Raw genomic sequence first — 14810 nt, 5'->3', positions numbered from 1 at the left:
ACTGATCCCCTATCTGATGGCCGCAAGTCTGCTTTTCTCTGGCCTACCGGCGGGAGCGGCAGAATTTAGTGCCTCGTTTAAAGGCACGAACATTCAAGAGTTTATCGAAATTGTAGGGCGCAACCTCGAGAAAACCATTATCGTTGATCCCTCGGTACGCGGCACCATTAATGTACGCAGTTACAATACGTTAGACGATGAACAGTACTACCAATTTTTCCTTAACGTGCTCGAAGTGTATGGCTTTGCGGTGGTTGAGATGGAAAATGGGATTGTTAAAGTTGTTCGCGACAAAGATGCGAAAACCTCGCCCGTTCCCGTGGTTGGAGAAGGCGATAACGTGGTCGGTGACGAAGTCGTGACGCGCGTGATTGCCGTAAAAAATGTCTCGGTGCGCGAGCTATCCCCTTTGTTGCGTCAGCTGATCAATAATGCGGGGGCAGGGAACGTGGTGCACTATGATCCTGCCAATGTCATTATGATCACCGGTCGTGCCGCGGTGGTGAATCGGCTCACCGATATTATTCAGCGTGTCGATCAAGCAGGCGATAAAAAAGTGGAAGTGGTCCGCCTTGACCACGCGTCAGCCGCGGAAATGGTACGGATCGTCGACACCCTCAATAAGCGAGACAACGCCAACACCCGCCCTGAGCTTTTAGAACCACGTATTGTTGCGGACGAGCGCCTGAATGCGGTGTTGGTTTCTGGCGAGCCCAAAGTCCGTGAGCGCGTGATTGAACTTATCCGACAACTCGACCAAGAAATGGCGACGACCGGCAACAGCCGGGTGATTTATCTGCGCTATGCGAAAGCGGAAGACGTCGTAGATGTATTACAAGGCGTCTCCGATAATCTGTTAAAAGAAAAAGAGAAGAAAAACCAACCGAGCGTAAATGATCAAGCGGTACAAATTTCCTCGCACCAAGGCACTAACTCGCTGGTGATCACCGCGCCACCTGATATTTTAAAAACCCTTGAGAGCGTGATTTCTCAGCTCGATATTCGCCGCGCACAAGTGTTGATTGAAGCGCTAATCGTCGAAATGTCGGAATCCGATGGGGCGAACCTCGGCGTACAGTGGGGCTCGCTTGAAAACGGTGGGATTCAGTTTAATAACACAGGTGTCGGCATTTCGAGTTACCTCGGTGGGCAGGAAGCCACCAAAGATAGAACGCGAACCGAGACACGCGTCATCGATGGTGAGGAAAAAACCGTTGAGATCACTGAATCAGGCGATTACTCCGCACTTAATGAAGTGTTAGGTGGGTTAAATGGCTTGGCTGCCGGCGTAGTCATGGGCGATTGGACCGCCTTGGTGACCGCGGTAGCGTCGAAAAACGAGTCGAATATTTTGTCGTCGCCCAATTTGATGGTGCTTGATAACCAAGAAGCCTCGTTTATTGTCGGTGAGGAAGTGCCGGTGATTACTGGTTCGCGGACAGGCTCAAATAACGATAACCCTTTCCAAACCGTTGAGCGTAAAGATGTGGGGATCAAGCTAAAAGTCACCCCGCAAATCAACGAAGGCTCCGCGGTGTTGCTCGATATTGAGCAAGAAGTCTCGAACGTGCTTGGCGCCAGTGGCGCGGTGGATGTGCGCTTTGGTAAACGTCAACTGAATACATCAGTGATGGTCGGTGACCAACAAATGATTGTATTAAGTGGCTTGATTGACGAACGTACGGTCGAAAGTGAATCCAAGGTGCCACTGTTGGGGGATATTCCCATTTTAGGGCACTTGTTTAAGTCGACCTCGACCGAAACCGAAAAGAAAAACCTGATGCTGTTTATTAAGCCGACCATTATTCGTACCGGTTTGACCGCAGACGGGGTGACTCAACGCAAATACAACTATATCCGCGCCGAGCAATTACAGCGCGCCCAAGATGGCGTTAAGCTGATGCCTGACGCTGAAAAACCGGTCCTGCCTGATTACAACAGCGAAGCGGTGATGCCGGCCGAAGTACGTATGCTACAAGCGGAGTTGGAAGGATGAGTGAGCGTGCTGCGGCGCTAGCGGCTGAACCGGTGACAACCTGGCAGTTACCCTTTGGCTTTGCGCGTCGTCACGGTGTGGTGGTCTTGGCCGATAACGACACCCCGCGTTTATTGTGTTTAGCGTCGGTAACACCGCAGACCTTGGTGGAGGTGCAACGTGTTCTGGGTACGGATATCGCCCCGGAATGGGTGTCGGATGCTGACTTTGAGCACCATCTGACTCGCCTTTATCAAAGAGACAGCGCCGATGCACAACAGCTAATGGCTGACATTGGTGCGGATGCCGACAGCGACGACTTTTTCTCGTTGGCCGAAGAGCTGCCGCAAAGTGAAGACTTGCTTGAATCGGAAGACGACGCGCCGATCATTAAGTTGATTAACGCCATGTTAGGCGAAGCGATTAAAGAAAGCGCGTCTGACATTCATATCGAAACCTTTGAGCATGCGTTATCGATCCGTTTTCGCGTTGACGGGGTGCTGCGTGACGTTCTATCCCCCAGCCGCAAGTTGGCCCCCTTATTAGTGTCTCGCGTCAAAGTGATGGCAAAACTGGATATTGCCGAAAAACGGGTCCCACAAGATGGGCGTATTTCGGTCCGTATTGGTGGGCGAGCGGTGGATGTGCGGGTGTCGACCATGCCCTCGTCTCACGGCGAACGTGTCGTCATGCGTTTGCTGGATAAGAACGCCGTCCAACTGGATCTCGCGCAGTTGGGCATGGTGCCCAGCTTGCACCAAGATTTTCGCGCACTGATTCACAAACCTCATGGTATTTTGCTCGTCACCGGTCCGACTGGGTCGGGGAAATCAACGACCTTGTATGCTGGATTACAAACCATTAACAGTGAGGATCGCAATATCCTCACCGTGGAAGATCCGATCGAATTTGATCTGGCGGGTATCGGTCAGACCCAAGTCAATCCCAAAGTCGATATGACCTTTGCGCGAGGATTGCGCGCTATGTTGCGTCAAGATCCTGACGTGGTGATGGTGGGTGAAATTCGAGACTTAGAAACCGCACAAATCGCCGTACAAGCCTCACTGACCGGTCACTTAGTGATGTCGACACTGCACACCAACACGGCGATTGGCGCGGTGACACGCTTACGTGATATGGGCATTGAGCCTTTCTTGTTGTCCTCCTCGTTACTCGGCGTGCTGGCCCAGCGCTTGGTCCGCACCTTATGTCCACGGTGCCGTATCCCTTATCAAGCCGATAGCTCGCAGCAGCCGTTATTTGTCGAGCTAGGCTTGGCGAACCCCGGCGAGGCGATCACGCTCTATAAAGCGGATGGCTGTGAACACTGTCACCACAAGGGCTACCGAGGCCGAACCGGGATTCATGAATTGCTGACAGTCGACGAGAAGGTGCAAGCGCTGATCCATCATGATGCGGGCGAGCATGCGATAGAAGAAGCCGTGCGTGCGCAAAGTCCGAGTATTCGCTATGACGGCCTAACCAAAGTGCTGCAAGGGCAAACCACCCTTGAAGAAGTGATTCGTGTCACCAAGGAGGGCTAATGGGCGCATTTGACTATCAAGCGTTAGACGCGCGAGGGCGTAAGCGTAAAGGGGTGATTGAAGCCGATACTGCACGACAAGCGCGTCAGCAGCTGCGTGACAAAGGCTTTACCCCGCTCGACGTCAATGCAACGCGTCGTCAACGCGCCAACCAAAAGGCATCGGCGTCGCAGCCACTGTTCAGTCAACGAAACCGCGGTATTCGTACACAAGAGCTGTCGTTGATCACCCGCCAATTAGCGACCTTAATCGATGCCTCTATGCCACTTGAAGAGTGCTTAAAAGCAGTGGCAGAGCAAGCGGAAAAACCGCGAATAGGCAGCATGATGACCAGTGTTCGAGCGCGAGTGATGGAAGGGTACACCTTGGCTGATGCGTTAGCCGATTACCCACAGGTGTTTAATGAACTCTATCGAGCGATGATTGCTGCCGGTGAAAAAGCGGGGTATTTATCCACCGTATTATCACGCTTGGCTGATTATGTTGAGAACCGTCAGCGCATTCAGTCCACGCTGTTACAAGCCATGTTGTATCCCGCCATTCTCACCTTCTTTTCGGTGGTGATTGTCGCCTTTTTACTGGCCACCGTGGTGCCTGATATTGTCGGCCAATTTGTTCAAACCGGTCAGGCGCTGCCGGCATCCACCCAATTTCTATTGAATGCCAGTGATTTTATTACCGACTGGGGGATTTGGGTGGTGAGCGCACTGATCCTTATCGGTGTCAGTATCCGAGCCTTGCTTAAGGATACGCAGCGACGCTTAGTGTGGGATAAAAAAATACTATCCTTACCGGTGATTGGCCGGGTGGCTCGCGGCCTGAATACATCCCGTTTTGCGCGTACCTTGGCAATATGCACGGCCAGTGCCATCCCGTTATTAGATGGGATGAAAGTCGCCGCGCAAGTGATGAGTAATCAATACGTCCGCATGCGCGTATTGGAAGCTGCGGATAAAGTGCGGGAAGGTGCCAGTTTGCGTGTCGCTTTGGATCAGTCGCGCTTATTTCCTCCCATGATGCTGCACATGATTGCCAGTGGTGAACGCAGTGGTGATCTTGAGCCCATGCTCTCTCGTGCCGCGGATAACCAAGATAAAGATTTTGAAGCCCAAGTGAATGTGGCACTAGGTATATTCGGCCCGTTGATGATCGTATTAATGGCAGGATTGGTGCTTTTTATTGTCGTGGCCACCTTGATGCCGATTATTGCCATGAACGATATGGTCGGATTGTAATTTTATAATGATAAATAAGGAGAACAAGATGCGTCGTCAACACGGTTTTACCCTGCTCGAAGTGATGGTCGTGGTGGTGATTATTGGCTTATTAGCAAGCTTTGTCGCCCCCAATTTGCTCGGTAATAAAGATAAAGCCGCGGTCAAAAAGGCGATTGCTGATGTCAGTGCGCTTGAAAATGCTCTGGACATGTACAAACTGGATAACAACCAATATCCCACCACCGATCAAGGCTTAGACGCGTTAGTGAACAAACCGCAAAGTGAGCCGGTACCGCGCAGCTATCCGGATCAAGGCTACATTAAGCGCTTGCCACAGGACCCATGGAATAACGATTATCGCTATGTCAGCCCAGGTGAACATGGGGTGATTGATATTTTCTCGTTAGGCGCGGATGGCCAAGAAGGGGGCGACGGTGTCAACCAAGACATCGGCAACTGGAACCTTAACGAGCTGCAATAAGATGCGCCAAGCGGCAGGTTTTACCCTCCTGGAGATCTTACTGGTGGTGGTCATTATCGCTGTCAGTGCCTCTGGTGTGGTGATGGTGTTGCCAGAGCCTGCCGATACCCGCGCGCAAGAAGCGGGGCAAGCGTTACACCAGCGGATGAAGCTATGGGCCGAGCAAAGCTGGCTCGAGGGGCGAACGTATGGCGTGCGCATCAATGAGCATGATTATCAGCTGTTAACGTTGGGGGAAGACAAGTGGCGCCCCGTGCGCAGTGAACGCTGGGCAACCCAAGGGACCTTGCCAGCGCAAAGCCGGTTTTCTCTCACCATGGACGGCTTTGGTTGGCAGCAACAAGACCGCTTGTTCGAAGATAAGCCTCTGTTTGAGAACCTGTTTGATGACGAGGGTGAGCAGCCCGTGGCCCCACCACAGATCTGGTTATTGCCCAATGGTGAACTCACCCCGTTTACCTTACGAATCGACGTAGATGGCCGGGCCGCTTGGCAGCTTAAAGCCAATGAGCTGGCACAGTTTACTTGGCAACGGGTGGAGGACCGCTGATGCATGGCAAGACGCCAAGCCCCCAAAAGGGCATGACTTTGCTTGAGGTATTGGTGGCGGTGGCCATTTTTGCTATTGCGGCGCTCAGTGTCATGAAGGCGACGGGCCAGCATACTCGTTCGCTAGGGCGTTTAGAGCAAAAAACCTTAGCGGCCATGGTGGCGGATAACCAACTTGCTGAAGTCGTGCTCAGGGCTGACGTGCCAGAAAAGGCGACGCAAGGGACCACTGAGATGGCCGGTCAGCAATGGCAATGGCAACTCACGCCGGTGGCGACCGAAACCGGCCAACTGCGAGCGGTGGATCTGTCGGTGTCGGCCGCTGAGCAGAGCGATAACCCATTGGTGACCGTGAGGACGTATGTCGAGACGCGCTGAAAAGGGATTTACGTTACTTGAAGTCTTGTTGGCGTTGGTGGTATTTGCCAGTATCAGCCTGACGGCTTATCAAGTGCTACAAACCGTACAACGCAGCAATGTGCAATCGCGTGAAGTCGGCGAAACCTTGCAGCGGTTGCAACGTGCGTTAGTGATCATGGACAGTGACTTTCGTCAAATGGCCGCGCGTCGTCAGCGTATCGACGGTCAAACACCGACCGAGCGACTGCTGATTGCCGGACGCGATGTTCTCCAAAGTGAACAAATGGGTATACGTTTTACGCGTACCGGTTGGATTAACCCGCAAGCGCGTTTTCCTCGCGGTGAAGTCGTCGCGGTTGGCTACCGACAACGGGACGGTCACTTAGAGCGCCTGCGTTGGCGCTATCCGGATCAGGCCGCAGGTGATGAGCCAGCGGTGGCCACCTTGCTCAGTGATATCAAAGCGCTCACGTTTCGGTTTTACGTGGAAGGCAATTGGCAAGAAAGCTATAACACGGCCCATGCTTTGCCCAAAGCGGTGCAAGTACGCTTTACTCATCCGCGTTACGGGCGGTTAGTCCGGACGTATTTGCTGGCGGGGCAAACGTTACCCGCGCCGCTGCAGCGGGAGGCACAATGACCCGACAGCGAGGCGCGGCGCTTCTTATCGTGATGATGATCATGGCGCTGATGACAGCGATTGCTGGCAGCATGGCGTCACGATTGTTTACCAATTACCATCGGGCGGAAAACCAGCTCCATTTTCAGCAAGTGTACTGGTACAGCAACGCGGTGGAAGCCCTTGCCTCTGCGGTATTACGCGAAAGTTTATCGGACAGTGATACGGTGAATGTAAACCAGGACTGGGCCCAGTCTGCGCGGACATTTCCGCTTCAAGGTGGCAAAGTTAGTGGTTACTTACAAGATGCGCAAGCCTGCTTTAACTTAAATAGTTTGCAGTTGCGAGGCGCAGCGTTAGGCGGTGAGGTGCCGTATGAAGTGCGCGTACTGCGTGCTTTAATCGGTAGCCAGGTCGACGATAGTTATCAAGCCGATGTGATTGCGCAAGCGAGTCGCGATTATATTGATGAAAATAATCAGCTTGATCAATCGTTAGGCGCGGAAGATGCTCACTACGAGAGTGTCCGTCCCGCTTACGTGACGGCTGATGCCGTGATTGCCGATGTCAGTGAGTGGCGCGCTGTTCGTGGAGTCAACGCTGAGGTCTTTCGTCAGTTATCACCGCAGCTGTGTGCGATTCCCTCTGCGGAGCTGATGGTGAACGTGAACACGTTAATGGACAAACAGGCTGCATTGCTATCGGCGTTGTTTACCCCGGCCCTGTCAGTTGAACAGGCAGAACAGGTACTGACCGAGCGCCCTGAGTCGGGTTGGAAAAGTGTCGACGATTTTATCGCTACCCTGACGCTGACTGATTTTGATGAGGCGGCGCGCAAGCAAGTGATGTCGCATTTAAGCGTGACAAGCCATTACTTTTTATTACACGCCGATGTGCACGTGGCCTCAGCCCAACGTCACATCCAGGCATTATTGCACTATCAAGACGACGGCCAAGTATCGGTTTTACGCCGTCGGTTCGGAGGAATGCGTGAGCGAGCGACTGATAATCAGGATCAGTGATGCCAGCCAACCCATTTATTGGGCGCAGGTGCGTACCAGCGATAACCAAGTGATGACGACCGGCACCTGTCAGCAGTTGTCAGCATTAACAGAACAAGCACAGACAAGACGTGTGGTCGTGCTGGTGGACAGTACCTGGCTGACGCTCACTTCGGTGACGTTACCGCCTGGCTCGCGCCGGCAACGAGACAAAGTCGTGCCCTATTTACTGGAAGAAGCATTAGCCGATGAGGTTGAGGCGGTGCATGTCACCCTGCTCGACGCCCAAGAAAACACCGCTCAGGTCGCGGTGGTGGCTCATCAGCAGATGCAAGCTTGGCAGCAGGCCCTTGATGCGGCCAATATCCATGCTCGCCAGTGGATCCCGGATGTGTTGTGTTTACCTTGGCAGCCTCAAACGTTGACGCTAGCGCCACTGGCCGATCAGTGGTTGTGCCGCTATCAACCCCATCAAGGTGTGGTTGGGCAGCGCGCATGGCTTGCCTTCTGGGCGCAAGCTTGGTGGCAACAGCCGGGCAATCAAACCGAGGGAGCGCGCGCGGCAGACACCGAGTCATCGACACTCAGCCTGCAGGTGTATGGCGCGCAAGACGCACACACCGAGTCGCCTTTGCCCATCGATGGCTTCCCGGTGCAGTGGCAGCAAAGTGAACCAACTATCAGTATGTTGGCCGCACAGAGTACCTCGGTGTCTGCCAATTTATTATCCGGCCCTTATCGGCCGCAAAGCCAGATGAAACAGCGATTCAAGCCGCTGATCCCCACCGCCGCGCTATTCGTGATGGTGATGGCGTTGTTGGGCGGCGAGCAATGGCTGGCACTTCGTGACACCCAGCAACAGGTGCAAGTGTTACGCTCGCAAAGCGAAGCCTTGTTTCGTGAGACGTTACCACAATACCAACGTATTCCAACCCGCTCGTATATGGTGCGGCAAATGGACGCTGAAATCGCCCGCCTAGCCGGGCAGCAACAGGATTCCGCGCTACTGCCTTGGTTGGCACAATTAGCGCCAATGCTGGATGATGTGCCTGGCCTTGAGCTCCAGGCGCTGCGTTATCAGGGTAATCGAGACGCGTTGATTTTACGCGCCAAAGGTCGAGACTTTGCGCAATTTGAGCGTTTGCGAGGAATATTGAGCGAGCATTATGCGACTGAGCTCGGCCAGCTGAACCGTAGTGGCGACGCAGTCAGTGGCGAGTTTACGTTAAGGAGCCCATCATGATGGCACGCATCCAAGCCCAGTGGCAGGCGATCAGTGTGCGCGAGCAGCGGTTATTACTGATCGCGGGTGGCGTGCTGGTCGTTAGTCTTTTGTACTGGGGAGTTATCGTCCCGCTTCAAACTCAGGCCGAAAAGGCCAATACCGCGCTAGCCAGCGAGCAGCACCTGTTGCGAGACGTTCAACAAAAGCGCACCCAAATCATGCAGCTGCGGGCGCAGTCAGGAAGCGGTCATCAAGCTTCTGCGAGCCGAACACAGCCATTAAACCAAGTCATCGCGGCCAGTGCTGGGGAATTTAACCTCACGATTACGCGCTTACAACCGGGTGAAGATAGCGTGCAGCTTGGGATTGAACCGCTGCCGTTTAACCAACTCCTCCGCTGGTTAGATCAACTGGCGAGTGTACATGGTATTCGCGTGGTGCGTTTAAGCACGGAAGCCACAGAGACGGCCGGCAAAGTTAAGGTGAATCGACTGCAGTTGGAGCGATAAAACAATGTGGAAAAAAGGCTTATTCGGCATAGGGTGTGTGCTTGTCTTTGTGGTCAGTGTTGTGGTGCACGCGCCTGCGTCTTTATTACGTCTAGCGCCTTTGCCCGATGCGATACACATCGGTGAAATCGACGGCACGGTTTGGCACGGGCAAGTCGAACAAATACGGTGGCAAAATTATACCCTAGGACCGGTGCAATGGGATGTGCAGTGGCATCGTTTAGTCACCGGCGCGACGTTTGAAGCGGCCATTCAGGTACGTAGCCCTGACGGGTTGCGAGGAAAAGGGAACCTTGGTTTTAACGGCTCGACACTGACGGTGTCACAAACGTTGGTGTCTGCGCCCGCGCAGCTATTAACAGGCGCTATCGCACTGCCCCCGGGCGTTGCGATTGATGGCATACTCGATCTGGTGCTGCGCGATGCCATCTTGGCTGAATCAGGGTGTCAGCAATTGCAAGGGCAAATCCAATGGCAGCATGCAGCATTGCAACTGCCGATGGGGCAGCTAGAAAATATTCCTGCGCAAGCCGCTTTATCCTGCGAAAATCAAGGTATTGCCGCGCACGGTGAGGGGCAGTCGGCGTCTTTAAGCAATAAGTTTTCATTGTCAATTACGCCGTCTGGGCGATACTCTGTATCGGGATGGCTAAAGCCGGGGCCTGACTATCCCGAGCCGATGAAGGCGCCATTATCTTGGTTAGGCGCGCCAGATCAACAAGGCCGCTATCGCTTTTCTTTTCGCGGCTAACAAGGCCTGATTGGCATATCAGCAAAGGGTGGCAAATCACACTATGACGCAGCGTAAACTTCCTCAAATCCTGTCGAAACAGGTCGTCGCCGCTTCTCGTTTGTTTAAGGTGGAGTCGTTAGCGCTCACGTTTAGCAATGGCGTTGAACGTACCTATGAGCGGATGAAACCCTCAGGCCGTAATGCGGTAATGATGGTGCCGGTTACCGAGTCAGGCGATCTCTTATTAGTCCGAGAATATGCTGCTGGGACAGAGCGCTATGAATTGGGATTCCCGAAAGGCTTAATTGACCCGGGTGAAGAGGCCGCGCAAGCGGCGGTGCGTGAGCTGAAAGAAGAAATTGGCCAGGGCGCGCGCGAATTGATCCCGTTGAAAGAGGTGGTCCTCGCGCCTTCGTACTTTTCCAGCCGTATGACCTTGATGTTGGCACGTGATTTGTATCCAGAAAGCTTGGAAGGTGATGAACCCGAACCGCTTGAGATCATTCGCTGGCCGTTAGCCCAAGCGGAAGAGTTACTGACCCATGGTGATTTCTGTGAAGCGCGCAGTATTACCGCACTGATGATGGCGCTGAAGTACTTACAAGCGGAGAGGTGAGGCATGGCATTGCCTGAGTTGTTGCCCGATGTGATTGAAATAACCCGCTCAGCGGGCCAGGTTATTCTCGATATTTATCAAGACGGTGATTTTGAAGAGATCACCAAAAGTGATCAAACGCCGGTGACCAGCGCCGATTTAGCTGCCCACAAGCTGATTACGGAAAAACTCACTGCGTTGACGCCGGATATTCCGGTATTGTCGGAAGAAGATTGCGGTGTACCCTTCAGTGATCGCCAACAATGGCAGCGATATTGGCTGATTGATCCACTGGATGGTACCCAAGAATTTATCGCTGGCAGTGGCGATTTTGCCACTATTATTGCGCTGGTGGAAAACAACCATCCGGTGATGGGCGTGGTCTATGCGCCTGTATCGGGTGTGACCTATTATGCGTGCCAAGATAAAGGGGCGTGGAAAATCACCCCTGATGGCGATATGCATCGCATCTCGACCATGAAGCGCGACGAAGCGATTACCTCGTTATCCATTGCGATCAGTCGTCGACAAGATATTCATGCGGTGACGGAAAAACTAGCGCCTGAAATTAATTACGATTTGATCCCTTTGGGCTCAGCCGCACTGAAAGCCTGTTTAGTGGCGGAAGGGGCGGTAGATTGTTATCTGCGTTTAGGACCGACCGGTGAGTGGGATACCGCCGCGACGCAATGCATCGTCGAGCAAGCAGGTGGACGGATCCTCAGCACAGAGCTTGACCCTTTGTCGTATAACGAGCGGGATTCACTGCAAAATCCAAACTTTATTGTTCTTGGTGATGAGTCGCTAGCGTGGTCATCTATTTTACGTCGCTAGAGACACCGCAGGTGTTTGAGAATACAGTCAACGGCACCGCTCTCGGTGCCGTTTTGCATGGATAAGAACAAAGCCGCTAGAACAAGCGATTGAGCCCATTAAGCGCCGCCACCCGATAGGCTTCTGCCATGGTGGGATAATTGAAGGTGGTGTTGACAAAATAATCGATGGTATTTGCCTCACCTTTTTGCTCGAAAATCGCTTGGCCAATGTGAATGATTTCCGAGGCACGTTCACCAAAGCAATGGATGCCAAGGATCTCGCGTGTTTCACGGTGAAACAGTATCTTTAAGCTACCGACATCCATCCCTGCAATTTGTGCTCGTGCTAGGTGTTTAAAAAGCGATCGGCCTACTTCGTAAGGGACTTTCTCTGCAGTGAGCTCCTGCTCGGTTTTCCCCACTGAACTGATCTCCGGAATGGTATAGATCCCAGTTGGAATATGTTCAATCAGGCGCACATTGGCATTGCCTTGGCAGATGGCTTCAGCCACCACACGGCCTTGGTCGTAGGCAGCACTCGCTAAACTTGGATAACCAATGACATCACCGACCGCGTAGATGTGACCGACCTCAGTGGCATAGCTTTCGCTATCGACATCAAGTTGACCGCGAGAATTCGGTGTCAGCCCGACGGATTGAAGATTAAGTTTGTCGGTATTGCCCGCGCGTCCGTTGGCATAGAGCAAACAATCGGCTTTCATTTTTTTGCCTGACTCAAGATGGACGACCACCCCATCTTCCGTGCCTTCAATGTTTGCATAGGTCTCATCGTTACGGATCATGACGCCGCTACTGCCAAAGTGATAGGACAAGGCATCAGAGATTTCGTTATCCAAAAAGGAGAGCAAGCGGTCTCGTGTATTGATTAAATCGACCTTCACCCCTAACCCGCGAAAAATCGAGGCATATTCACTGCCAATGACCCCCGCACCATAAATGATGACATGACGAGGGTCGTGCTCAAGCGACAAAATTGAATCACTGTCGTAAATACGAGGGTGAGCAAAATCAACATCTGCCGGTTGATAAGGGCGAGAGCCGGTGGCTATCACAAAGTGATCAGCCGTGTAGGTATCAGCGCTGCCATCACTATGATGAACCGCTAATGTGTGTGCATCAATAAATGTGGCACTCCCATGTAACAAGGTACATTGGTTGCGGTCGTAAAAGCCTTGGCGCATGCGCGTTTGTTTGCCAATCACTGAATCGGCATGACTTAGAATTTGTGCAAACGTGCTGTGTAGGCTTTTGGTGTTTTGGGTATAAATCGGACTTTGATTAAATTCGATGATCCGGCTAACCGTGTGGCGCAGCGCTTTGGAGGGAATCGTGCCCCAATGGGTACATCCGCCGCCAACCGTGTTTTCGCGCTCAATCACCGCGACGCGTTTGCCCGCTTTTGACAAACCCATCGCGGCCCCTTCACCGCCAGGGCCGCTACCAATAACGATCGCGTCAAAGTGATCTTTTGGGTGGGGACTCGACTTGCTCATAGGGCTCAGACCTTATTTTCATTATTGCAACATCCATTTATGACTAGTTTAACGCTAATTATCCGTAAGGTTAACTTTCGGTGCCCAATCTCTGGTGAAATTGGCGTTCGCGCGTGATGTAGGCTGGCTGATTTGCCGATAAAAATTGCGTATAGTGACACCATGGTGACCATGAGTTGGATATGATGGGGATTCGAGCAGAACAAAAAGAAAAAACGCGTCGATCTGTCATTGATGCGGCGTTTAGCCAACTCAGTGCTGAGCGCAGTTTCTCAGGCTTAAGTTTGCGCGAAGTGGCCCGTGAGGCAGGTATAGCACCGACTTCGTTTTATCGTCACTTCAAAGACATGGATGAGCTCGGTTTAACCATGGTCGATGAAGGGGGCTTGTTATTGCGCCAACTGATGCGCCAAGCGCGTCAACGTATCGCTGCGGAAGGCAGTGTGGTACGTACTTCCGTCGAAACCTTTATGGAATTTATTGAAAGTAGTCCGAATGTGTTTCGATTGTTGCTCCGTGAACGGTCAGGTACATCCGCTGCGTTTCGTGCTGCGGTCGCGCGAGAAATTCAACATTTTGTTGCGGAGTTAACCGAGTATTTACAGTCTCGCACACAGCTCACGTATGAAGAAGCGTACAATCAATCTGAGGCGTGTGTGATTTTAGTCTTCAATATGGGGGCTGAGGCCCTTGATCTCGACCCGCACGCACGCGCAGAATTGGCGGAGCGAATGGTGTTACAATTGCGCATGATAGCCAAGGGAGCTTACTGGTACCGTAAAGACCGTGAGCGGCGAGCCTTACAGGAAAAACTGTCATAAACAGGTGAAAACATGGAACACGAGCAAGTCAAATCAGAACGTAAATTCTTATTGCTGGCGCTAGTCACTGGCATTTGTGGAAGTGCAACGCTAGCCACCGTCTTTTTCAGTGGCGTGGCGTTTTCGATCTTCCCCATTCTCGCATTTGTACTGGCCATACATGCTTGTTATCAATTGCATGAACGACAGCCACTGACAGAAGGCACACCGCTGATTGCCTTTGCGTGTTTCCTGGTGGGGGCATTTGGCTATTCCGCCTTTATTCGCATGCAAATACCAGAGCTGGGCGGTAACTTCTTCTCGATCTTGGTCTCAATGGCGTTAGCCTTCTGGATTGGGCATAAGTTGGGCTTTTTCAGTCGCAAACAGACTGCAGAGACGGCCTCTGATTCCTAATCACCAGGGCTAAAAACAAAAAAAAGGCGTCCCTTTCGCGAGCGACGCCTTTTTTGTTTCTGGCTTTAGCGGTTTTATAGGCGCTCTAACCACACACCCGCTTCGGTATGGTGTATAGGAAGTTTAATATTTTAACAAAACCTATCGAAAAGAAGTCTCTTACCTCTAAAGCACAGTCAGAATTTCGAAAAATCATCGAAAACTGAATGAATATAACAGTGATAGAGTTAGCAGAACTCAATTATGTAACATTTGGTCACCATACCGTTGGGTGCGAAAGCAATAAAAACTTTAGCTTAGACGATCATTAAACAGAAGGAGAGTTCGATTGCACCCACCCCTCTTCAAAAGAGGCGAAAACAATCGCAATGATAACTAGAAATCATCAGTGTTCTCTCAGAACCGTAACTTTGTGATACTAAAAGATTGAACATTGGTTAGTATAAGAATTACTAT

The 14810-nt window shown here is 52.1% G+C and carries 16 protein-coding genes; 15 read left to right on the top strand and 1 reads right to left on the bottom strand.

Annotated features, from left to right (window positions below):
- Positions 1-16 precede the first annotated feature (16 nt).
- From gspD to cysQ, 13 genes are read left to right on the top strand one after another with little or no spacing between them, the layout of a single operon-like run.
- Positions 17-1996, top strand: a complete 1980-nt coding sequence (gene gspD / locus BZG80_RS11000; RefSeq protein ID WP_077677075.1) for a type II secretion system secretin GspD — start codon at positions 17-19, stop codon at positions 1994-1996.
- The gene (gspE, locus tag BZG80_RS10995; RefSeq protein ID WP_077577223.1) at positions 1993-3519 is read left to right on the top strand and encodes a type II secretion system ATPase GspE; all 1527 of its coding nucleotides are present in this window, start codon (positions 1993-1995) and stop codon (positions 3517-3519) included. The genes gspD and gspE overlap by 4 nt, the downstream gene beginning before the upstream one ends.
- Positions 3519-4754, top strand: a complete 1236-nt coding sequence (gene gspF / locus BZG80_RS10990; RefSeq protein WP_077679348.1) for a type II secretion system inner membrane protein GspF — start codon at positions 3519-3521, stop codon at positions 4752-4754. The genes gspE and gspF overlap by 1 nt, the downstream gene beginning before the upstream one ends.
- Positions 4755-4761: 7 nt before the next feature.
- Entirely contained in the window at positions 4762-5217 is a 456-nt protein-coding gene (gspG, locus tag BZG80_RS10985) for a type II secretion system major pseudopilin GspG (protein WP_033379158.1), read from the top strand.
- A 1-nt stretch (position 5218) separates the two neighbouring features.
- Positions 5219-5767, top strand: a complete 549-nt coding sequence (gene gspH / locus BZG80_RS10980; RefSeq protein WP_158009991.1) for a type II secretion system minor pseudopilin GspH — start codon at positions 5219-5221, stop codon at positions 5765-5767.
- The gene (gene gspI, locus BZG80_RS10975; RefSeq protein ID WP_021022563.1) at positions 5767-6144 is read left to right on the top strand and encodes a type II secretion system minor pseudopilin GspI; all 378 of its coding nucleotides are present in this window, start codon (positions 5767-5769) and stop codon (positions 6142-6144) included. The genes gspH and gspI overlap by 1 nt, the downstream gene beginning before the upstream one ends.
- Entirely contained in the window at positions 6128-6766 is a 639-nt protein-coding gene (gene gspJ / locus BZG80_RS10970) for a type II secretion system minor pseudopilin GspJ (protein WP_021022562.1), read from the top strand. Before gspI ends, gspJ begins: the two co-directional genes overlap by 17 nt.
- Positions 6763-7767, top strand: a complete 1005-nt coding sequence (gspK, locus tag BZG80_RS10965) for a type II secretion system minor pseudopilin GspK (RefSeq protein WP_077679347.1) — start codon at positions 6763-6765, stop codon at positions 7765-7767. Before gspJ ends, gspK begins: the two co-directional genes overlap by 4 nt.
- Positions 7736-8989 carry a type II secretion system protein GspL gene (gene gspL / locus BZG80_RS10960; RefSeq protein ID WP_158011548.1) on the top strand — a complete coding sequence of 418 codons (1254 nt, stop codon included), beginning with the start codon at positions 7736-7738 and terminating at the stop codon, positions 8987-8989. The genes gspK and gspL overlap by 32 nt, the downstream gene beginning before the upstream one ends.
- Complete coding sequence (gspM, locus tag BZG80_RS10955) at positions 8986-9480, top strand: type II secretion system protein GspM (protein ID WP_077577218.1); 495 nt, start codon at positions 8986-8988, stop codon at positions 9478-9480. The genes gspL and gspM overlap by 4 nt, the downstream gene beginning before the upstream one ends.
- Positions 9481-9484: 4 nt before the next feature.
- Positions 9485-10231 carry a type II secretion system protein N gene (locus BZG80_RS10950; protein WP_077679345.1) on the top strand — a complete coding sequence of 249 codons (747 nt, stop codon included), beginning with the start codon at positions 9485-9487 and terminating at the stop codon, positions 10229-10231.
- A gap of 43 nt (positions 10232-10274) precedes the next feature.
- Positions 10275-10829 (top strand): ADP compounds hydrolase NudE, encoded by a 555-nt coding sequence (gene nudE, locus BZG80_RS10945; protein WP_077461661.1) that lies wholly within the window; start codon positions 10275-10277, stop codon positions 10827-10829.
- 3 nt (positions 10830-10832) lie between these two features.
- The gene (gene cysQ / locus BZG80_RS10940; protein ID WP_021022556.1) at positions 10833-11642 is read left to right on the top strand and encodes a 3'(2'),5'-bisphosphate nucleotidase CysQ; all 810 of its coding nucleotides are present in this window, start codon (positions 10833-10835) and stop codon (positions 11640-11642) included.
- A 76-nt stretch (positions 11643-11718) separates the two neighbouring features.
- On the opposite strand, the gene sthA is transcribed toward cysQ, so the two are convergent.
- Positions 11719-13137 carry a Si-specific NAD(P)(+) transhydrogenase gene (sthA, locus tag BZG80_RS10935; RefSeq protein WP_021022555.1) on the bottom strand — a complete coding sequence of 473 codons (1419 nt, stop codon included), beginning with the start codon at positions 13135-13137 and terminating at the stop codon, positions 11719-11721.
- Positions 13138-13322: 185 nt separating this feature from the next.
- Here sthA and fabR point away from each other — a divergent pair, with 185 nt between their 5' ends.
- Both fabR and BZG80_RS10925 read left to right on the top strand, forming a co-directional pair.
- Positions 13323-13958, top strand: a complete 636-nt coding sequence (gene fabR, locus BZG80_RS10930; RefSeq protein WP_028569605.1) for an HTH-type transcriptional repressor FabR — start codon at positions 13323-13325, stop codon at positions 13956-13958.
- Positions 13959-13970: 12 nt separating this feature from the next.
- Positions 13971-14354 (top strand): YijD family membrane protein, encoded by a 384-nt coding sequence (locus BZG80_RS10925; protein ID WP_077677049.1) that lies wholly within the window; start codon positions 13971-13973, stop codon positions 14352-14354.
- The last annotated feature ends 456 nt before the right edge of the window (positions 14355-14810 follow it).

The organism is Salinivibrio sp. MA440, from assembly GCF_001996265.1.
GTDB lineage: Bacteria > Pseudomonadota > Gammaproteobacteria > Enterobacterales > Vibrionaceae > Salinivibrio > Salinivibrio costicola.
Note: the sequence above shows the minus strand (reverse complement) of the source record. Positions and strands in the feature narration are given on the sequence as shown.